We start from the raw sequence: 21,499 nt of genomic DNA, 5'->3' as shown, positions 1-21,499 counted from the left end.
TTCATAAGTTTATCGGCAAAATACTCATTAACCTTTGACAAAGAGCTATGCTGGTTTCTGGTGTATGGAAGAGAAAAGAAGTTGCGGTGTAATCTGTTGATGTAGTTCTCACCAGAACGATTAACAGAAAGGTACACCGCATGACTGATAATACTGTTGTTTCACTGAATACACCACAAGACCCGCTCACTGAATTGATACGCCAAGGTGCAAGAGACTTAATTTCACAAGCTGTTGAAGCGGAGCTTCAGCAGCTGCTTACTCAATATCAGAATACGATGGTTGACGGCAAACAAGCCATAGTTCGCAATGGTTTCTTACCTGAGAGAACCTTACAAACAGGTGTCGGCGATGTGGAAGTGCAAATTCCTAAGGTACGAGATCGCTCAGGGAATGGTGTTAAATTTAATAGCAGCTTGATACCACCGTATCTCAAGCGAACTAAAAACATAGCAACACTGCTCCCACTGCTCTATCTCAAGGGGATATCGACGGGCGATATGCTACCCGCTCTTGAGTCGCTGCTCGGTAAGGATGCAAAAGGACTCTCAGCCAACAGTATCTGTCGCCTCAAGGAGCAATGGCATGAAGAATACGAGCAGTGGCGCAAACGAGACCTCGGTAAGCGTCGCTATGTCTACGTCTGGGCTGACGGTATTTACTGTCACGTCAGAATGGACGACAAGCTCTGTTTGCTCGTCATTATTGGCGTCGATGACACTGGGCGCAAAGAAGTCCTTGGCGTTCTGGATGGTCATCGAGAGTCAGAAGCAAGTTGGACGGAACTCATTGAGCAGTTACGAGCACAGGGATTACAGTTAGCACCAAAGCTAGCCATCGGAGATGGCGCACTTGGTTTCTGGAAAGCGGTTGCTAAGTGCTGGCCTCAAACGGGTCAGCAGCGTTGCTGGGTACATAAGACAGCGAATGTGCTTAACAAGGTGCCCAAAAGTGTTCAGCCTAGGATGAAGGAAGCACTGCAAGATATCTGGATGGCAGAGACCAGGAATGAGGCTTATCATGCCTTCTCAACCTTCCAGAAGCGCTTCGAAGCCAAGTACCCAAAAGCAACGGACTGCTTGGTGAAAGACAAAGCTGAAATGTTAGCGTTCTACGATTACCCAGCAGAGCACTGGGTTCATATCAGGACGACGAACCCGATAGAATCAATGTTCGCCACAGTACGCTTGCGCACGAACAAGACGAAGAACTGTGGAAACAGAAAGACTACGTTGATGATGGCTTACAAGTTAATGCGCAGTGCAGAGACGAAGTGGCGTCGTCTACGAGGTTTTAAACTCCTGGCTGATGTTGTGAAAGATGTTCGCTTCATCGATGGGGTGAAAGAAATGGAGACTCATCAACAGGCTACTGCATGATCTCCATACACCACATTTGACAATAGCTCTTTGACAAACTTTAGAATCGATACTTTAAAATTAGTCATATTTCGTACTGGTAATCATAGTCGGAATAAATTAATCATAAAGTGACATTGCCTTAAAAAATAATTCCGTAAAGGTAAATAGCGTTACTCTAAAAACGCCAATGTATAAAGGCACACCCAAATATTAGGAAGAAGTGTGAAAAACGTTGATTTGAACAACCCATTTTTTATCGAGCATGGCAAAATTATCGCTCAAAACTATAAATCGTATTTTGGTCATGACCTTTGCAACACTACTCATGAGCATATTATCCAAGACTTGTGGCAGGCTCCTTTTGCTATTCTTTCCCATGGTAATCAATCCGACCCCATCTTTAATTTTGGTAATGAAACTGCACTTAAGCTGTTTGAGATGGATTTCGAGGATCTAACGAAGTTACCCTCAAAGTATTCAGCAGAACCAATGGTTCAAGAGGAAAGGGATCACCTGTTGCAGAGAGTGAGTCAACATGGATACATTGATGACTATTGTGGAATCAGAATTGCTTCTACAGGAAGAAGATTTAAGCTTAAAAACGCTATTGTTTTCAATCTAGTGGATAACAATCAACAATATTATGGTCAAGCCGCGATTTTGAAAGAGTGGACATATCTATAAATAGCTAGTCGCTTCGAGCGAAGCGACTATAGATAAACCTAAAAGAGTCTATGCTAAGCGTCTCCTTCTATAGCTTCACTACCAAGCTTTGAAGTACACTCTATTTGATACTTGTTGAATGAGAATATACTTGGGCCATGTACCCTTTTAGTGATGAGCTTTTCTTCAGCATATTGAATCGTCACGTGTGTATAAACCTTGTTTTTTGCTTCGATTGTGCTGTTTTCTAACTGCTCTTCAAAGTCCGCTTCCATCGCTTCTACAGCATTTTTCGCCTTTTCTAACTTCTCATTGGCACTTACTTTAAAGTCTTCTAACTCTTGCTCAGCTTCTGGAGTTCGCTCTTCTTTGGGTAGCTTTTTAAAATCAAGCTCTTTGCGTACCACTTCCATCGTCCCTTCTTGGGCAAGCTTATATCTCTCTTTCAGCTTGGATAAACGGTCTTTGAATTTACCGTAGCGAGCGAAAGCTTCCACCAATGTAGGAGTATCTCCTTCTACACCTAAATTCACGCAAGAGATCTTGCCACCAGCTTTGGTGACACCACCACTTAGTGTTCCTTGCTTTCCACCAGCATCAGATACGCTAAGATCTTTACCACAACTTAACTCGTTCCCCATACAATGCACGGACAGCTCGATGTTTTCTGCTGCTTGAATCTTTACGTATTGTGCATAATTCGCTTTAATACTTCCCGCAGATTTTACAACACAGCTTTTCTCTGAGCCTTCTGGTACCGTGTGGCCGATGATACCTTTTGCTACAACGATATCACCCTTAGCTTGTACATCTGCAGACTCGATAAACCCGCCCACTGTAATTGAGCCTGTTGCACGCACCACCATATCGGATTCTATATCACCATTGATAACTACATTGCCTTTAAACTTGACGTGACCTGTACCTACGCCAACTGATTTGAGGCAGAGTGCATTTTCAACATCAACCGTTTTGGGCTTGAGTATAGGTAATCCAGACTCTACGGCGATAAGAATATTTGGGTCCTTGGGAGAGATTGCTGATCCAGAACCTTCAGTTAGAGGGGAATCATCACCGGGCTTGGGATAGATAACTTTACCTTGAACAGTTAATCCGGGAGTACCTTGAGTGGCTGGAACTTTCTTCATTAAGGGTTGATTCACTTCAACAGTGATCGTTTCACCCAAGTTCTTCATATCCACATTGCCCACGTCATCTTTCTTTTTCGGGGCCAATACACGCTTACTCACGTCTTCAACGAGTGGAACAAATCGTGCGTCTTTGCCTTGAATAGGCCTTTTACCTTGAGCTACTGGCTGAGTAAACGTTTCACCCGGTTTGAGTTTGGCACTCATTACCATCACTTTCTTTAGCGCAAGTTTGTTAATTCCTTTAGTCACTTGAGCATCAGCCAGCGCTTTAATAATATCTGGACCATTGAGGGGTTTACCATCATAAGCGCCAGTAACAAGCATACTAGCCAACATCTCTTCGTCGTCGAGCGTAACCTCAACAGACGAATCACGCATTTCGGCGACTCGAATGCCGGAGTATGCCTCTCCTTTCATTTCTTTCGCACAGTTGATGAATTTATTAACTTCTTCCTCAAGTACAAAAAACTTGTTTGCTGATAACTCGGCCAGCGCTTCATCTAGCCCTCGAGTACTAAAATTGCTATCAACAGTTATATCTGGAGACAGCTTTGCCGTCACATATGTACTGTCCTCAGACATTGAAACGAACTTATTCCACATAAAACATCCATCACTCGCATACGTACAGGTAGTTCAGTCACTCGCTGAAACCTGTTAACCAAATAACCTACTTCTCGAATTCCCTAGCCAGGCGTTTAAAATTTGGCAACTGCATTTTTTACACTGTAAATTATAAGCGCGCATACAGGAGTTGCACGGAAAGTATTTGTTGTTTTAGTAGTTTATTACAAAGAGCTTGGAAAATGGTGTGTGGCATCAAAATTATAGACCGCGGTAACACACTTCCCTTGCTTAGAATATTGCAACGATTCACACAATTCCGTAGCAAGAACAATACCACGTCCATAGGTTTGTTCACTATTCACGTCATCAAATTTCTCGTAATCAAAGCCTTCACCGTTGTGTTCTAGTTCCATTTTGAGCAACCCCTCCTTAGGCAAAAACTCTAATCGCAGTTCAAGGAATGCACTATCCTCTAGTTCACTTAGCTTTTGTTCGCGGATAAGGTAGAAATTAAAGAACCCATCAGGATCGTCTTTTATTTTTGAGTCCAAACACAACAGACCGTGTTCAATAGCATTGGCAAATAGCTCTGACAAAACAGAGCAGATTAAATCAAGGTGTCCACCACCAGGAATGGTTCCCATCAAGTACTGACGCACTTCATTCATAACTACTGCGTCCTTAAGTACCTCACAGGGAAAGTTGAGTGCAGCTCTTATTGGTAAAGAGCGCATACTTATCCCTTCCATCGGTTCTATCAAATCTGCACCGTTAGATATTGGGAAGTTCATTGCAAGGATGGATAAATCGTCATCTCTCCCTTGAGAGGTAAACTGTTGTACCTTGTCATAAAGGTTAGAGATGATATTTTTGCTCTCTTGTATTACTTTCTCTAACCGTTCAGAACCAAACTGTTCTCCTTCTTGGTTGGAAGCTTCTGTAATTCCATCTGTATAACTAATAATCTGCTGGTTAGGCTCAAGCTTTAAGTGCACTAAATTGGTCTCAAACTCGTGCTCTTTCAATACGCCAAGCGGCATATGATTCGATTCCAACCTGCGAATTATTTTACCATCAGCACCGAGTACATAAGCATCTGGTAGCCCACCACCCCACCAAGAAACTTCAAAACCATTTGCTCTAACTTCAAATACACTTGCCGCAAGCATCATCCCTAACGGCAAAAATTTCACCAATGAATTGTTAATCTCCGTGACAATTTCTCCCAGTGACATCCCCTTAGCAGCCATAGAGAAAAACGCTCTCGTCGCAGGAATTGCGGAAATCGCAGCAGGCAAACCATGGCCTGTTGCATCTGCAATCATAACGTAAACACCACCGTGCGGACGATTGGCAACGACAATCAAATCACCATTGAAAATGGTGGACGGAGTGGAGATGTAGTTCAGGCCATATATATGATTGACTTGAGAACTCATCTCGTCCATTAGATTGGTAAAAATGGACTCCGCGATTGCGTAGTCATATTTTACATGCTCGTGAAAGTGTTGTAGTTCATCGCGCTGATTTATCACCTCTTTGTGCATTTTAACAATGCGGTGATGAGCCTGTACTTTGGCAACCAATACACTCCTTTCCACAGGCTTTAATATAAAATCATCACCTAATGCTAAACTGCGCTCAAAAGAGTCGTGATCATCTAATACGGTTAAGAAAATAATTGGAATATGGTTGTCGGGAAAAGCGTTTCTGATCTCGGCAGCTGTCTCAAAGCCATTTTTCACAGGCATCATGACATCTAGCAATATCACATCTGGTAGCACTGCCATTTCTTTCATCGCATTGACAACATGTTCACCGTCTTCAAAAGTGTCAATTGCTTCTGCAACATTAGCCAACATGTAACGACATAATTCTCTATTCGTTTCATGATCATCAACGATCATTACTCGCATAGACAGCCCCTCGATCAATCAATACTGAACTTCTTATCAAACCTCGAAATTAATAAGATCTTTTTCACTTGCGGTAGTGTATTGGTAATTGCAATAGCCTTGTCACCTTGACCCAAGTAATTTTGCATGTTTAGAAGCATGCCAAGGCCAGCACTATCTATGTAGTCAACTTTCCTGAGATCGATTACAAACTGAAATTCTTTTCGATCTAAATACGCGCGACGAAACTCTTGTACCAAATTAAAACCAAACGCACCCTCAATTGAAATCGTCACACGTTTCGAGTTTTGATCTATATTCGTTTCAACTGTCATGAATTGTTATACTCCCTAAAACAGTTCTACTTCACCTTCTTCAATGCTCACTTGATTTGCCGCAGGATCTCCTCGGTCGTTCACCTTCTCGATTATTTGCGTTAATTGAGACAGTAGTGTTTCTTCATCAATTTCGTGATTGGTATAACGAGCAACAATTTGGGCGAGATCTTCTACATAAACAATTGAAGTTTTAGCATAATCACCTTGCTGAACAACAATATCAGCAAACTGCAAAGCACGAATACCATTGTCCACATGTTGATGAAGCTCTGAGCCTAATTGATGTATTTTTTGAATTTCCTGCTCTATCCCAATATTTACCTGATGAACTCCACGCAACATTTCATCCACTTTTTCCTTGGACTCGATAGCTTCTGTCATATCAATTGTTGCCATAATCCCAACCGTTTCATTTGCCTGTTCAACGGTTGTTTGCGCGATACCAATCTCTTCTTGAATTTGGTTGTTTAACTCATCGGCTTTGATCGATAGGTTACGAACTTCTTGAGCCACAACAGCAAACCCACGACCAGCCTCACCTGCTCTAGCGGCTTCAATAGCCGCATTTAAGGCCAATAAGTTAGTTTGCTCGGATAAGCCTCTGACTTGATTGAGCAGCTTAAATATAACGCCGAGCTTATCGGACATATCATGGATACTATGCACTGCTGAAATACTTTTTTCAGAGACGTCGATTAACCTTTGTACATATTCATCGATAATCTCTTCAGTTCGAGGCAAAACCTTTGTCAAACTGTATTCACTGTCTTGATTTCCTAGCAGGTTATCCACCAAAAGGTTAGAAATTTGATTTTGCTCTTCAGCAACTTTCTGCAAGGTAAAAAAGGAATTATTCAGCGTTTCAACTGACTCATCGATTACTGTGTGTTGGCGAGCAAGAGGATCCGATATTTGAGGATGAACATCTGACAAGATATTTTTTATTTCTTTTAAAGACTTAGTAAGGTTTGCTTGCTTTCTGGACTCTTCTTCTTTCTCTGGTAAATCAGCTTTAGGTTGGCTAGAAAGCAGAACCCATGGAATAGCTGCAATACAAACAACTAAAACTAGCTGCCATAAGCTGGATGCGAAAAAAAGGCTAATAGCAAGCAAAATAACCTGTAATATCACTGCCAAGAAATACTGGAACTTCCTTATTCTAAATAATCTTTCCATAGCGCTGTCTCTGACATGGACTCAGAAAACTGAATCACTTAAATAAATATTCGCAAACAAGATTGGGGATCTTTTTCAAGTCCACAACTTTCTCCGCAGCTCCTACTTCAACGGCTACCCTTGGCATTCCCCAAACCACGCTAGATTTCTCATCTTGTGCAATAGTCAGTGCGCCTTTGTTTTTCATTTTCAGTAAGCCTTGAGCACCATCATTTCCCATTCCCGTTAATATAATTCCGACCGCCTTTTGGCCGACAGTTTCTGCTACAGTATCAAACATAACTTCTACTGAAGGCTTGTGCCGATTCACCAACGGCCTATCATCCAGCTGGCAATATAAATGACTACCTTTTCGAATAACGGTTATATGCTTATCGCCTGGGGCAACGTAGGCACTCCCACAAACGAGAGGCGCGCAACTGGTACTGAGTTCTTTAACGTCAATTGCACTGCATTCATTGAGCCTATTGGCAAATGATTTGCTGAACATCGCGCTTATATGTTGAGAGATAATAATAGGTGGCATACCTGCAGGGAATGCAGATAATACATCCCTAATGGCTTCTGTTCCGCCAGTTGAAGCTCCTATCGCGATCACCTCACAAGAGGTTTTACTTACTTTTTTCTCATCCCAAACTTTTGTTGCGGGTGATGACGAATGGGAAACGTTCATGTTGGCACCAGCTGCCATCCGAATCTTTTCGTTGACGAGGTCTTTGTAATTGACCATGTCACCAGTATTTTCCACATCAGGCTTTGGGAAGTAGTCCACAGCTCCTAATTCCAGTGCTTCTAAAGTCGCCTCCGCGCCATGTTGGGTTAAGGTAGAGATCATCACCACTGGCATTGGCCTCAAACGCATTAAGTTCCTTAGAAATTGCACCCCATTCATTTTAGGCATCTCAATATCTAGGGTTAATACATCTGGATTATGCTGCTTGATAAGATCTCTCGCTTCATAGGGATCTGCAGCTTCAGCGACAACTTCCAATAGCGGATCACTGTTAATTAATTGGCACAACAAGGCCCGAAAAACGGGGGAGTCATCAACTACCAATACTTTGGACTTATTTGTCATTAAAACAACTCCGCATCATCATCATGATTTCTATGGCTTTCTTTATCCAATTGACTTGCGTATTTTTCTTCTTCTTTATGAATTTTATTAACTTCGTTGAACGGAAGTTTCTTAATCCAAACACGGCCTGTTGTAGGCTCAAACATCACTTTTCTTGGTGTATCACCACCTAAATCTTCTGCAATGACGTTCAGAGCTTCTTGCTCAACATAGCACCTAACAAACTCAATATTTTTCTGTCCAACCATCGAAATGTGGCCCATCATTTTGGCTCCACCAAATAGCTTAACTTTTAAGTTGTCTCTAGATGCTCCATGCGAAACCAAACTGTTAATAAGCATCTCCATTGCGTAACTTCCATAACGGGATGCTGTTGAAACAACTTCATCAGGATGCCAATGTCGTAGCTGATTATTGTTATCAAATGGCAGCAAAAAGTGATTCAATCCACCGATATGTTGCTCAGGGTCCCAGATACATGCCGCAACACAAGAGCCCAATCCAGTACAAATAATTTCTTCTTCATCTCTAGACCAATAAACGCCACCCGGCATGACTTTCACCAAGTGCTTCTGCTTTTGTGGATGATAGAAGCGATTAATATATGTTTCATCATGCTCAAGCTTTGTATTTCCCATCGCTGCCATTTCAACCTCACTGTTTTACATAGATGGTATGGCCTAAATGATGGAATATATCTGAACACCCACCGACACTCTCAGAATGCCCTAGAAACAGTATCCCGTTTGGCTTCAAATATTCGTAAAAGCGCCTAATTAGTTGCTCTTGTGTTGGTCTATCAAAATAAATCATCACATTTCTACAAGAAATTAGGTCAAACTGCCCATCCATAGGCCAATCATCAAGTAAGTTAATTTGTTTAAAATCAATAAATTGTTGTAATCCCTTTTTGATTTTAATCATTCCGTCTTGCTGTTTTTTTCCTTTAACAAAGCACTTTTTTAGATAAGCATCAGGAATAGTACTGATTGATTCATCGTCATAAATTCCTGCTTTGGCTTTCTCTAACACCATAGTGTCGAGGTCGCTTGCAAGTATGGACAAGCTCTCACTCCACTCGAGAATACCCGAAACATAAAGTGAAGAGATTAAACTATAAGGCTCCTGTCCAGTCGAACACCCAGCGGACCATATCTTTAATGATTGCTCTCCTCTTTCCTGCCATTCCTGCTTTAAAACCCTCTCTATAAACTCAAAGTGATGGTATTCACGGAAAAAGTCCGTTTTATTCGTTGTTAAACTATTTATAAAGTGCACACGCTCGTTATCATCACTTTCTATCAGCTCTCGATATTCTTTGAAGCGCTTGAGTCCTAACCTTCGAAGTTGCCGGCTAACGCGCCCATACACCATGGCGCGTTTGCGATCACCCAAGTAAATACCAACCGATTTATGCATAAACCACTGGATATATTTAAAATCCTTTGCGGTTAGCTCAAATTCTGACTGCTCTGAGGCATCCATTGGATCGGTTTCTCGCGTTAGAACTCTTCCCATTCGTCACTATCCTCGCTCACATTTAAGTTCGAATTTGCAACCTTAACACTGTGAATAGGGCTCACTTTTTTGTTTTCTCGTCGACGCTTTGGAGCTTGACTACTTGACGCTGCCGCCCTTGTCGGCTCGAAAGTAGTCACATTACTGTCGTCGTTAAAGAAGCTCATAAGCTTCAATAGCTGTTTACCTTCGTCTTTAAGCGATTGACTTGCAGCTGATGTTTCTTCAACTAACGATGCGTTCTGCTGGGTCATCTCATCCATGGTCGAAATCGCGCGATTTATTTCATCAATACCTGTTGATTGTTCAACGCTAGATGCGGCAATTTGCGATACGAGCTGAGTCACCTTGCCTACAGCCTCAACAATTTCATTGAGTGTCTCTCCAGATTCATCGACTAAGCGTGAGCCTTCATCCACTTTCTCAACACTGTCTTTGATTAACCCTTTAATCTCCTTCGCTGCCGCTGCACTTCGTTGAGCAAGGTTACGTACCTCTCCTGCAACTACGGCAAACCCTCTTCCTTGCTCTCCGGCTCTTGCAGCCTCAACCGCTGCGTTCAACGCAAGTAAGTTGGTTTGGAAAGCTATTTCGTCAATCACACCAATAATGTCTGAGATTTTTTTACTTGCAGAGTTAATTTCAGACATGGCAGAAACTGCTTGCCCAACAACTTCGCCACCCTTGCCCGCTTTTTGCGCTGCATCATCAGCAAGCTCATTGGCCCCTTTGGCGTTATCAGCATTCTGCTTAACAGTGGCAGTCATCTCCTCCATGCTCGCTGCAGTTTCTTCAAGGTTCGATGCTTGTGATTCTACCCGTTGACTCAGATCGTTGTTTCCATCGGCAATTTCGGTAGAGGCCGTCGCTACACGCGCAGAAGACGTAGTTATCTTCTCTACCATGTCGCGAATATTGGTGATCGAGGTATTGACTGCGTCTGCCAAGCGGCCAAATTCACCTTGGTTAGTGTCCGACATAGTATTGTTCAAGTCACCATTGGCCACTTGACTCATTACATCAATACATTGTCCTAACGGATCTACTAGTGTATCCAATAGGCTGTTAATACCATCGCCTAACTCTTTCATGAAGCCACTGTATACTGTGGTGTCGATACGCTCTTCTAGGTCGCCAGCAATTGCCTTTTGTATCAAAGATTCAACTTGTCGTTGTCCATCACGCTGCTCAGTAATATCTTCCCACTGTAAAGCTGGGCCAATGTACACACCGTTAGCATCATGCATTGCAATACAGGTTAAGTTAAACTCCAACCCTGCAACCTTAATGTCTGCTGAGAAGGGGAGCCTATCGGGATTATTGATAATGCTCTGTTGATGGCTCGGGTTCTTGTGGAAAATATCCATGCTTTGACCAACCAAAGCACTTGCATCAAAGCTTGGTATAACTTTACGTAAATCACTTTCTCTGGACTTAAGCAAAGTGAGCAAAGACGGGTTCAAGTACTGAATGACTCCATTTTTGTCTGCCATCATTAAGTTAGTTGTCATACCTTCAACCGCTGAAGCCAAACGTCCTACTTCAGTTTCTCTTGCTCGAACCTCGGTGACATCTCTCCACTCAAGGGTATTGCCGATATATTGTCCTTGGGCATCTAAAATCGCAGCTACATTTAACTCAATGATAATGTCTGCAATATTAATGTCTGTGCTGTATGGTAGGTTGGAAGGGTCTGCTAAAAGCTTGCGCTGATGAGAAGGGTTACGGTGGAACTCATCAATGCATCGCCCCATTAACCACTCTTCTGATGCTACAAACCCAGGCCATACTGAACGAAGTGTTCCTTCATGCTTCTTAAACAAATCGACGGTTTCTTGGTTTGCGTAAGTGATGTTGAAGTCACGATCGATCATCACCATAGCAGTTTGGGCCTGATCAATAGCTCCTTGCAAACGTGCTACATTGTTTTGCTGTTCTCTTTCTTCAGTAACATCAGCCCACTCCAAGGTATTGCCTATATAGTTACCCTCAAGATCCACGATAGCGGCGACGTTTAACTCTATTTTTAGATCAGCTATTTCAATGTCAGTGCTGTAAGGCAAATTAGCTGGAGTGCTTAAAAGCTGCCTCTGATGTGCCGGGTTCTTATGAAACTCATCAATACATCTACCCATTAACCACTCTTCTGAAGCGATGAAGCCCGGCCATACTTGCCTAAATTTTGATTCATGCTTAGAAAATAACGAAAGAGTTTGTTCATTTGCATAAGTAATATTGAAATCCCGATCGATCATTACCATTGCGGTTTGTGCTTGATCCACTGCTGCTTGCAGTCGTGCGACATCATTTTCTCTTTCTCGAAGCTGGGTAACATCAGCCCACTCAAGTGTGTTGCCAACATATTCACCAGATGAATTAATTATCGCACCAACATTAAGCTCAATTTTTACGCCTTTTACTTCAATAGTGGTGGTATAAGGCAAATTGCTTGGGTTCGCTAACATACTCCGCTGGTGCTGTGGATTGGCATGGAATCCATCGATACAATACCCGATGAGATACTCTTCATCAGCTCGGAATTCTGGCCAAATCGATTGAAATAAAGATTGATGTGTTTTGAGTAGATCTAAAGATTGTTGATTTAGATAGGTGATCTTAAAATCTCTATCTATCATCATAAGTGCTGTTTGGGCTGCATTTAGCGCAGATAAAAGCTGCTCCTTAGACACCCCTTCTTCTTTCTCTTTATAATCTTCCATTAGCGAGTCTTGCGCAGATGCTACAAATTGACTCATTGGTTCTTTGCGTTTATTCCAAAATGCCATGAATATTCCCTCAAGCTGTCACTTCTTCCACTGACGTCTTGTTTAGCTCCTGAACATCAAATAGAGCCTCCAAGTTAATCAAAATTAAATGGCCACTTTCAACAGAAGCTATCCCTTTGATATAGCTTTCGTCGACCGTCACCGACATATGAGGTGCTGGCTTTATCTCTTCAATGGATAAATTGTACACCTCTGATACACCATCAACGATAATGCCTAATGGATGATTCTCTGCATCATTCAGGACTATCACTACCGTCGTTGCTCCTATTGTTGCGGGCGCTAAATTAAAACGCATTCGCAAGTCAACAATGGGTATGTATTCACCTCTAATTTCCAGCACACCTAATAGATATTGCGGCGAATTAGGAACTTCTCGAACTTCGCTCCACCCACGCACTTCACGCACATCCAGAATAGGTACACCGTATTCTTCTTCGTCCAAAATAAAACTTAAGAACTCTTGTGTCGCCATAGCTATTAACCTGCCTTTAGAATCCGTTCTATGTTGAGTAGCTCTTCTGTTTCAAGAAGAGACATCACTTGGTCGCCCACATTCAACACTCCATGCAAATAGGGCGTGATGTGCGAGTCTCCAACTGCAGGCGCTAGCTCATTGGCACCTTGGCTAATCACATCACTCACCGCATCGACAACGAGTCCCATCAAACGTTCGCTATCTCCAGCGCGGTGTCGTAAAACCAGTACGACAGTAGTAGGTAAATAGTGGCATTCACCGATATCGAAACGGCTTCGTAGGTCGACAACAGGGACAATCATGCCTCTTAGATTAATCACACCTTTTACGTAATCTGGTGAATGAGGAATAGGGGTGGGTTGTTCCCATACTCGAATTTCCTCAACATCTTTGATCTGTACGCCATAAAGTTCATTGGCCAACTCAAAACTTAAGAAATCCGCACTTTCACTTACTTCTGAATCGACCATACCCACGATTGCTTGAGCGACTTGTTCTCTTTTTGCTTGTTCCTGTTCAGTTTCCATGCGCCCTCCTAAGCAGCTCTACCGTTGCGGCCAGTCTCAGAGTTACGACTCAAAAAACTAGTAATAAGCCCCTGAATATCAAGAATCAGAGATACAGAACCATCGCCTAGAATGGTTGCTCCTGAGATACCAGGCACCTTGCTGTAGTTAGACTCCAGACTTTTGATAACGACCTGTTGCTGATCGAGTAACTCGTCAAGCAGTAGACCTACCCGATTCCCAGCAGCCTCCACGAAGCACAAAATACGCTCATCCAATGGGCCACTATCACCCATTTTCAGCTCATCTTGTAAACGAAGTATCGGTATGTTCTCTTCTCTTAATCGATATAACTCCACACCACCAGAAGCATATTTCACGCAGTCCATATCAATTTGGATGGACTCAACAATGGTTAAAAGAGGAATAACGTAAACCTCCCCTCCCACTTTGACTAATTGACCATCTAAAATAGCGAGCGTTAGAGGCAGACTGATTGTGAAGCGACTACCTACATTGAGCTCGGATTCCACTTCAATGTGTCCACCCAACTCTTCAATGTTTCGTTTCACTACATCCATTCCAACGCCACGGCCGGAAATATCTGAAACCTCTTCTGCCGTAGAAAACCCAGGAGCGAATATTAAATTTAGGACCTGCTTATCTGACATTTCTTCACGGCGTGCATCAGACGGAACAACCCCCTTTTCTAAAGCCTTTTCCCACAACTTGTCGCAGTTAATGCCAGCTCCATCATCGATTATCTCGATGATTATTGATCCACCTTGATGAAATGCGTTTAACTCAATCGTTCCTAGTTCGGGCTTCCCGTTCTCGAGGCGTACTTGTGGCACTTCGATACCATGGTCGATTCCGTTTCGCACTAAGTGAACAAGCGGATCAACGATTCTTTCCAACACTGTTTTGTCTAATTCGGTGTTTTCACCTTTTATTTGCAGGTCGACTTGCTTTTCGAGTCGTCCGCATAAATCTCGAACCAGCCTAGGGAAGCGGCTGAACGCAAAACTCATCGGCAACATTCGAATATTGAGCACATTTTCTTGCAGGTCTTTACTATTTTGCAAAAGTTGGTCTAAACCAGCCTTCAGTTTTTCAAGCTTATCGATAGTAAAGTCATTGCCAATTTCGGCGAGCATGGACTGCGTTATTACTAATTCACCAACGAGGTTAATTAGACCGTCAACCTTATCAATATCGACTCGTATCGAACTCACACTAGGCTCGGACTTAGCCACCTTAGTGTTTGAATCTGCCACTTCATTTTTCGGTGTTTTTCTCTCAGTACCTTTCTCTGTCGCTGCTTGCTTAGAAGCGTCTTGTGTGACTTCAGCCGTCGCTGTATTACCGTTATCCGGTATATCGACGGATTTGTTAGATTGAGACTCTGTTTCTAGTATTGCGTCATGAGTTTTAATTCGCTCTATATGTAAGTCACACTCATCCTCGACCCACTCAAAAATTTCGCGTATTTGCTCTTCTTCAATCGAGCCCGACAAAGTCGCCTGCCAGCTAAGGTAACTGAGTTCACCTTCTATCTCGGTAATGGCTGGCAATTTGTCTCTATTACAAGTAATCGAAACGCTTTCATCAAGATCAATAACCTCCCTTAGAATTCTTAAGGGGTCATTACCACTGAAAAACATTTCAGGATGAGGAACAAAAGTAACCTTCCAATCGTCGGATTCGGTGTCACTTGGTTGAGTACTTTCAGGTTTTTCTTCTGGCGGAGCTACTTGTGATGGGGTGTCTGGCTTGTCTGGTTCACTTTCTAATAGCTGATGAAGCTTTTTGCTTACTGAATCTTTTAGGCTAGCGTCTACTTCTTTACCACTTTCATGTCCTTCAAGCATGTTCATAATGCAATCGACACTTTGTAGCAGTACATCAATACTACTAACAGTCAAACTCAGTTCTTCATTACGGACTAAATCTAGGTAGGCTTCAACAGAGTGAGTAAACTCGCTTATATCGAATAAATTGAACGTCGCCGCTCCACCCTTTATTGAGTGAGCTGCTCGGAAAATTGTATTTATTGGCTCTAAATCATCCTCGTTGGGATCGAGTTTTAAAAGGACACCTTCTAGTACCTCAAGGTTTTCACGACACTCCTCGTAAAACATCTTGCGTAGCTCTTCCATGTCTAAAGCCATAAGAAATTCCTATTTCATTGCCAAGCGACGTTGTATAGCGATTTAGTTTTTAGATGACTCGCTTTAACGTCTTAAGTAAAGTTTCTGGGTTAAAGGGTTTCACTAACCACCCAGTAGCACCAACCGATTTCCCTTCTTGTTTTTTTTCGATACTGGTTTCAGTCGTCAACATTAAAATCGGTATGAATTTGTATTGTGGGTTGTTCCTCATCTCTCGAACAAAATCAAACCCACCCATATTCGGCATATTGACATCGGATATAACCACATCAAACCGTGTCTTATTTGCCTTGTTTAATGCATCGCGTCCATCATTTGCAGTCTCTACGTCATAACCTGCATCTTTTAATGTATGACTTACCATCTGACGAATGGACACAGAATCATCTACCGCAAGGATTTTAGTCATCTTTAGCCTCTCAAACTTCTCTCTAATGTATTTCAAATAAATCGCTCAAACCCAATATAGAAATGCCTTCTAGTAAAGTGTCTGTAGCGTTTATTAGTTGTATATTGGAATCGGCAGCTCTTGCCGTTGCAAACAGTGACGCAAGTGCTTGTATGCCAGCAGTATCTACTCGCACAACTTTTGATGCATCAATCAGAATTGGAGTTGGTAGGTTAAGCCATTTTTTGTAATTGGAGCTTGAGTCCATTACTGTTGATATATCCAAGCACTCTTCAAGTAGGCAATCCATGTCGCCATCCTTTTTATAGTTGTTTTAATAAAATTTTTATCTGACGTTAATAGTGAGTGTAGGTAGAAATAGAGAATTAGCAAACGCTGAACCATTCATGTAAATACACATAGTGGCATATTGTGAGTTTGATCAGCATTCCAATCCGTATAAGTATTAACTTTGTTATGTTAGACGGTGGATTTAGAGTAAAATTACAGATAAAAGAAGAGGTTAGTTGCTAAAGTTGGACTATTTACAGTGTAAATTAACTCTAAATAGTAGGTAAGGCTGTTCATTCGAGGTTTGACTATAGACCAAAGTTGAAATAGTTGGCACAACCTCAGCCAAGACATAATAGTTGAATTTACAGTGTAAACTGAGATTCAATGATACGAAGTTCGCTCTTAAGGGCGAGCTCTATTTGCTTTCTTCCTGTGAAGCCATAGGTTTCTGCACAAAACTGGAAACTGCGTTGTTGTACTACTTTTGAAATCAACAAGCCCGAAACTTGGATGAGTTGATCGTAAGGCAAGCTAAACAGCATTGAACTTATTTGAGCTGCAGCGGTTTCGAAAGACGCGCCACCTTGAACATATAAGTGAACGACCTCTTTCTCTAATTTTGACACAGTTTGGCTACCCGACAGAAACACCAATTCTTTTGCAATGTCTGTTTCTAAGTTTCTTAAATAGCCCATCAAGTTGTATGTGAGAGAATTAGTAAAAGCAAAATTGGCTTTCTTCAACCAATTAGATCGAGTTGAAAACACCATTAGAGCAGAATGGCACCCACTTGCTGTGTCTCGCTTACTGCCCACTTTAATGAGGTGAAACTCGTTCTTCTGCCAAAAACGCAGTAAATCAAATGTTGCCCCATAGCTAGTTGAAAGAAAATCATAACCACCAAGACGTTTTGCATAGTCGAGCATCTTAGATGCAACACCTTGCCTTTGACATTTCGGATCAACGGCAACTCGCATTAGACGTAAACTTTTCTGCGTGGCGGCACATTGAATACCGAAAGAGTTGAGTATTGATGTTGCAACTAAATGACCTTTTGGACGACGCAAGCCAGTTTTAATTTGCTCCACATCCTTTTCACTTAAACCACCCTCCTCTACTCCTAACATGCAAGCTATAGGTTTCCCCTGACATTCGGCGACAAATAACTTAATCGCGGGATCGGAAAGCAATGTGAATAAGTCGTTTGGAGATGTCTGATAATGAGCACTAACCAATAAAGCAAAATACGAACGCAAAGAATCTGGTTCCTGCAACAGCTTTGACTTATCTACTTGAGATATTTGCATCGTATCTAAACAAACAGGTTTAGTATCCACTTCATCTGAATCCAACAAAAACGCCTTGTATTGCCAAGATTCTAGCCAATCATTTTCTCCCCACCGAATAGGTTGAGTTAAGTGCTTAGCTCGATAATTAGGTCTACTTTGTTTTAGCCACTCCACAAACTTTAATGTGAACCCCCTACCACAGCCTTCATAGCCGTGAATTGTCGTAGACAAAACTAGACGGCTATATTGATTCACCATTTTTTTAAGCATGCTGATAGGAATCGCCGATGCTTCGTCCACAAACAAAACGTCACATGAAACATACCCTTTTACCACATCATCCGGAGAAGCAAATATTAACTGTGAGCGTTCATACTCCAGTTCATAGTTCTTCTGGCTTTGTACATTCAACAAACGTGCAGCATGTTGGAAAACAGGAGCAACAGATTTTACGCTAGGGGCAGTTACTGCAATGCGTATATTTCTTTTTTGCATCAACTCTGCCGCTGCAATCCCCAATGCGCTGCTTTTGCCACGCCCTCGGTCCGCCGTTAACAATAGCGGCCTTTTCCTATGTCCTTCGACAACTTTGATTACATTGTTAACGGCTTCGTTTTGCTGAAGATAAAGATTCGCTGAGCGGTGCGATTCAAAAACAGGTAACTTAGGTAGAGCCTCATTTTCTTCTATGCGTAACAGCATATTTAAATGACTTTGTAACCACTTAATTGCTAAATCACCGCTTGATGTTGGAGAAGACAAAATAATGAGTATCCCTCCTCCAACCAAAGCGCCCAATGCACTATTGAAACTATTTGCGTCAAACCCAGATTCAAAATCACAGACTAGTAGCGAGCACTCTTGTCCTAGTAACTGAGCACCTTTCTTGTAATGCACATGATGATCGATAGATTTCAATTCAGGGCCACCGAGCTGAATCACGCGAGATGAGTGGCTAGATTTAATTAACTGAATTAGCAGGTCGATAGTGTCGCCTTTCCAAACCTCCGACCCCGATAACGTTAGGCCGTATCGCTGATTGGTTTGGATAAGAGACATGCTAAGTTTGGAAAGAAAAGATTTGATGTTATTCATGAGTGATCGCTCAAAGAGTCATTTAGCAATTTTATCACAACCTAAAAAAAGCCGCGAAATGCGGCTTTATATTTTTACCAACGAGTTTACTGTAGCTTTTCTTCGATAAAAGACAGTATCTCTTGCATCATTTCATCGTCGACCTTTTTAAGGTTCAGTGATAAGTTTGCACCACTGCGACTGTAACTCGCACGACCTTTTATAAAATCAACTTTGCTACTCGCTGCACTTTTCTTCGGCGCAAGCTGCTGAATCCAAGATTCAATAGATTCAGAGACTTCTTTAGTAAGCCTTGCGACTCCTTGAGTTGAGCTACGTTGCCAAACTGCGCCTTTTTCCGACTGGCACTTCTCAAGCAATTTGGCTTGATTTGCGTTGGTAAGCTCATTGAATTGCTTATGCAGTTTAACAATAGTCGGACGGCCTAAATCGCCAACATTGGGATACGCTTGTAACAAAGGCAAAGGCAAAGACGCAGCTTTAAGCGCACCACTCACTAGAGCTTCACTACATTGGAACATCTTAGCTAATGCTTTTTGATCTTCTGCTTCGCCACTGTCCAACTTAGCCTGCATTTCTTTACCTTTCTCGTATAGAGACAAAGGCTTGTGAGCATTTGCAACATCAGACAAAAACTTAGCATGGTGAGTATTGATATTGTCGGCAACGTAAACAAGAAAGTCCTGCTCAGCGATAATACAAGACATTCGACGGCGGCTACCATCTAAGACTTCAATCTTTCCATCGCTAGTTTTACGTCCTACCGCCGGATATTGTTGCCCTCTTTCTTTAAGAGTCACCAATACATCAGACAATGCGTGCTCGTTAAGAAAAGATTGCTCACGCGCATTTTGAGAAAATACAACGGTCTGCTCTTCAATCTTGTTTGCAGGTATTCGGAACAACTCAAAAGACACAGTCTGCTCGCCAGCGACATCAAGCTCGATGACCTGTGTCTGTGCCTTTACTGCACTTCTGGCTTCTTGGGGTGTAGTTGCGCGACGCTTGTTCGCTTTACCAAATAACTTTGCGTTCAATTCAGACGTTTTAATTGTCATTTAACTTATTACCCTTTGTTTAGTGACAGCCAATTGCTATGAAGAACACGCTCTAACTCTAGTGCACTTTTTTGTACCGCGTCTTGAGCCGTCGCCAAAGTTTTCTTTCCTCCTTCGAAATCACTAGTCGTGAGATCGAATACCGTGCTGTAGGTATCTGCACAAGTTTCAAATGCTCGACTTCGAGGAATCGTTGCCATCATAACTTGATCACCTAACAAATAATTCATTTCAGTTAATACAGACACTTGCTTCTTGTTGTCATCTTCGAACATTGTCGGCATCAACCTTACAAACTCGAGTCCTTTCCAGTCGTCTGGAAACATTTCATAAACGGTAGGTAAGTGTTGAAAAAAGTTAACTGTCGAAGCCCAATCGAGACGTTTAGCCGCACAGGGTATTAACAAAGCATTTGACGCATACATAGCATTCCACACTAGTGGGTCTACGTGTGGTCCGGTATCAATCATGATGACATCAAAGTCGCCAGAAATCTTATCGATAAGCTTTTCTTTTAATAACTTAACAATATCCAATGATTGATCTTGAGATAAATGTTGCCAAGCCTCAGCGTTGAACATTGCGTCTTCAGGGAATGCAGATACCGTCTTTAGGTTAGGATATTGGGTCGGCAACAATACGTTCTTATGTAAAAACTCTTTATCGACAGTGACCTCTTCAGGTAGATTATCAAGCATGACATCTACAGCAGAGTATATATTTTCATGCTCGGTAACACTGATTTGTGGGTTCAAAAACAATCGTAGGGAGCCCTGGGGATCGAGGTCGATTAGACAAATTCTATAGCGTTTGTCCAAATTTAAAGCCATACATGCAGCAAGGTGTACAGCGGTCATCGATTTGCCAGTACCACCCTTCTGGTTTTGAACGTTAATAATCCAAGGCTTATTACCGCCATTCTTTTTACGTTCATAAAATTTTGGAACGCCTGCGGCTTCCATAATCATATGAGCTTCTGTTAAGGATATAGAGTAATGATTGGCGTTATTCTTGGTAAATTGATGCCCTTTCGATTCAAGTTTTCCGATCGCTTCATCAAGCTTTCTTCGAGTGAGACCAGAACGAGTTTCCATCAATGCTTTTGACATCGCGGGAAAGTGATCGTCACTACGTTCTTCTAAAACAATTTCAATCCTATCAGCCTGAACTTGTTGAGTCTGCTCAGCGAGTTGATAGAGATTTTGAATAGTCTGTTCTCTCTTCATTGCCAAAATCCGTTGTTAATGATGCAGACTTAATTGTACAGCATAATCAACCATAATCAACAAATAGCTGTACGGATATCTAATATTAATAAAGAGCACTTTATGAGCTATTCACGTCTTTTTATTCAAATTGTGACTTAGAGCATGACGATTTCAACAGGAGAATTAGTCAAAAACTAGCAGATTTTTAAATTGTTACAGCATCACTTATTTACAATGTAAACTATGTGAAGTGCCGGAACGATTAGAATATGGCCATAATTTACGGGAGCTGTTACTTCGACTTAGAAAGGCGGCAATTTCCATATCTGTTTCTCAATGCTATTACCTACGACATTAATTAGCGTGGTAGAGCAGCATTGTCTGAAAGCATGATCATGGAATTAGCTTGATCATGCTTTCGAAAAGGTTATGAAGCTATGGAAGAATGATCAAGAAAGATTGTGGATCAGGATTCCAAC

At 42.0% G+C, this 21,499-nt stretch carries 18 protein-coding genes; 2 read left to right on the top strand and 16 right to left on the bottom strand.

Annotated elements, in window-relative coordinates; genetic code table 11:
* The first annotated feature begins 140 nt into the window (after nt 1-140).
* Both L7A31_RS00090 and L7A31_RS00085 read left to right on the top strand, forming a co-directional pair.
* Complete coding sequence (locus tag L7A31_RS00090; protein WP_237359438.1) at nt 141-1,379, top strand: IS256 family transposase; 1,239 nt, start codon at nt 141-143, stop codon at nt 1,377-1,379.
* 204 nt (nt 1,380-1,583) lie between these two features.
* Nucleotides 1,584-2,045, top strand: coding sequence for an MEKHLA domain-containing protein (locus tag L7A31_RS00085; RefSeq protein WP_237359437.1), 462 nt, complete (start codon nt 1,584-1,586; stop codon nt 2,043-2,045).
* 53 nt (nt 2,046-2,098) lie between these two features.
* Here the strand turns inward: L7A31_RS00085 and L7A31_RS00080 are convergent, their stop codons facing one another.
* The 16 genes from L7A31_RS00080 to L7A31_RS00005 form a co-directional block, all read right to left on the bottom strand.
* Nucleotides 2,099-3,778: a flagellar assembly protein A gene (locus L7A31_RS00080; RefSeq protein WP_237359436.1), complete on the bottom strand. Its 1,680-nt coding sequence runs from the start codon at nt 3,776-3,778 to the stop codon at nt 2,099-2,101.
* 185 nt (nt 3,779-3,963) lie between these two features.
* Entirely contained in the window at nt 3,964-5,658 is a 1,695-nt protein-coding gene (locus L7A31_RS00075) for an ATP-binding SpoIIE family protein phosphatase (RefSeq protein WP_237359435.1), read from the bottom strand.
* A gap of 14 nt (nt 5,659-5,672) precedes the next feature.
* Entirely contained in the window at nt 5,673-5,972 is a 300-nt protein-coding gene (locus L7A31_RS00070; RefSeq protein WP_237359434.1) for an STAS domain-containing protein, read from the bottom strand.
* A gap of 15 nt (nt 5,973-5,987) precedes the next feature.
* Nucleotides 5,988-7,151 carry a methyl-accepting chemotaxis protein gene (locus tag L7A31_RS00065; RefSeq protein ID WP_237359433.1) on the bottom strand — a complete coding sequence of 388 codons (1,164 nt, stop codon included), beginning with the start codon at nt 7,149-7,151 and terminating at the stop codon, nt 5,988-5,990.
* A 34-nt stretch (nt 7,152-7,185) separates the two neighbouring features.
* Nucleotides 7,186-8,229, bottom strand: a complete 1,044-nt coding sequence (locus L7A31_RS00060) for a protein-glutamate methylesterase/protein-glutamine glutaminase (protein WP_237359432.1) — start codon at nt 8,227-8,229, stop codon at nt 7,186-7,188.
* Nucleotides 8,229-8,876 (bottom strand): chemotaxis protein CheD, encoded by a 648-nt coding sequence (locus L7A31_RS00055; protein WP_237359431.1) that lies wholly within the window; start codon nt 8,874-8,876, stop codon nt 8,229-8,231. Before L7A31_RS00055 ends, L7A31_RS00060 begins: the two co-directional genes overlap by 1 nt.
* Nucleotides 8,877-8,883: 7 nt before the next feature.
* Entirely contained in the window at nt 8,884-9,714 is an 831-nt protein-coding gene (locus L7A31_RS00050) for a CheR family methyltransferase (RefSeq protein WP_435532879.1), read from the bottom strand.
* Between the two features lie 17 nt (nt 9,715-9,731).
* Nucleotides 9,732-12,503 (bottom strand): aerotaxis transducer Aer2, encoded by a 2,772-nt coding sequence (aer2, locus tag L7A31_RS00045; RefSeq protein WP_435532878.1) that lies wholly within the window; start codon nt 12,501-12,503, stop codon nt 9,732-9,734.
* A gap of 40 nt (nt 12,504-12,543) precedes the next feature.
* Entirely contained in the window at nt 12,544-13,008 is a 465-nt protein-coding gene (locus L7A31_RS00040; protein WP_237359429.1) for a chemotaxis protein CheW, read from the bottom strand.
* A 5-nt stretch (nt 13,009-13,013) separates the two neighbouring features.
* On the bottom strand, nt 13,014-13,538 hold the full coding sequence (locus tag L7A31_RS00035; RefSeq protein ID WP_435532867.1) for a chemotaxis protein CheW: 525 nt from the start codon (nt 13,536-13,538) through the stop codon (nt 13,014-13,016).
* A gap of 8 nt (nt 13,539-13,546) precedes the next feature.
* The gene (locus L7A31_RS00030; RefSeq protein ID WP_237359428.1) at nt 13,547-15,688 is read right to left on the bottom strand and encodes a chemotaxis protein CheA; all 2,142 of its coding nucleotides are present in this window, start codon (nt 15,686-15,688) and stop codon (nt 13,547-13,549) included.
* A 49-nt stretch (nt 15,689-15,737) separates the two neighbouring features.
* Entirely contained in the window at nt 15,738-16,097 is a 360-nt protein-coding gene (locus L7A31_RS00025; RefSeq protein ID WP_237359427.1) for a response regulator, read from the bottom strand.
* Nucleotides 16,098-16,119: 22 nt separating this feature from the next.
* A complete protein-coding gene (locus L7A31_RS00020; protein WP_237359426.1) occupies nt 16,120-16,386 on the bottom strand; it encodes an STAS domain-containing protein in 267 nt (88 codons plus the stop codon).
* A 346-nt stretch (nt 16,387-16,732) separates the two neighbouring features.
* The gene (locus L7A31_RS00015) at nt 16,733-18,754 is read right to left on the bottom strand and encodes a tRNA(Met) cytidine acetyltransferase TmcA domain-containing protein (RefSeq protein WP_237359425.1); all 2,022 of its coding nucleotides are present in this window, start codon (nt 18,752-18,754) and stop codon (nt 16,733-16,735) included.
* A gap of 86 nt (nt 18,755-18,840) precedes the next feature.
* A complete protein-coding gene (locus L7A31_RS00010) occupies nt 18,841-19,812 on the bottom strand; it encodes a ParB/RepB/Spo0J family partition protein (RefSeq protein WP_237359424.1) in 972 nt (323 codons plus the stop codon).
* A gap of 8 nt (nt 19,813-19,820) precedes the next feature.
* A complete protein-coding gene (locus tag L7A31_RS00005) occupies nt 19,821-21,038 on the bottom strand; it encodes a ParA family protein (RefSeq protein ID WP_237359423.1) in 1,218 nt (405 codons plus the stop codon).
* Nucleotides 21,039-21,499: the final 461 nt, after the last annotated feature.

Source organism: Vibrio marisflavi CECT 7928 (assembly GCF_921294215.1).
Classification (GTDB): Bacteria; Pseudomonadota; Gammaproteobacteria; order Enterobacterales; family Vibrionaceae; genus Vibrio; species Vibrio marisflavi.
Note: the sequence above shows the minus strand (reverse complement) of the source record. Positions and strands in the feature narration are given on the sequence as shown.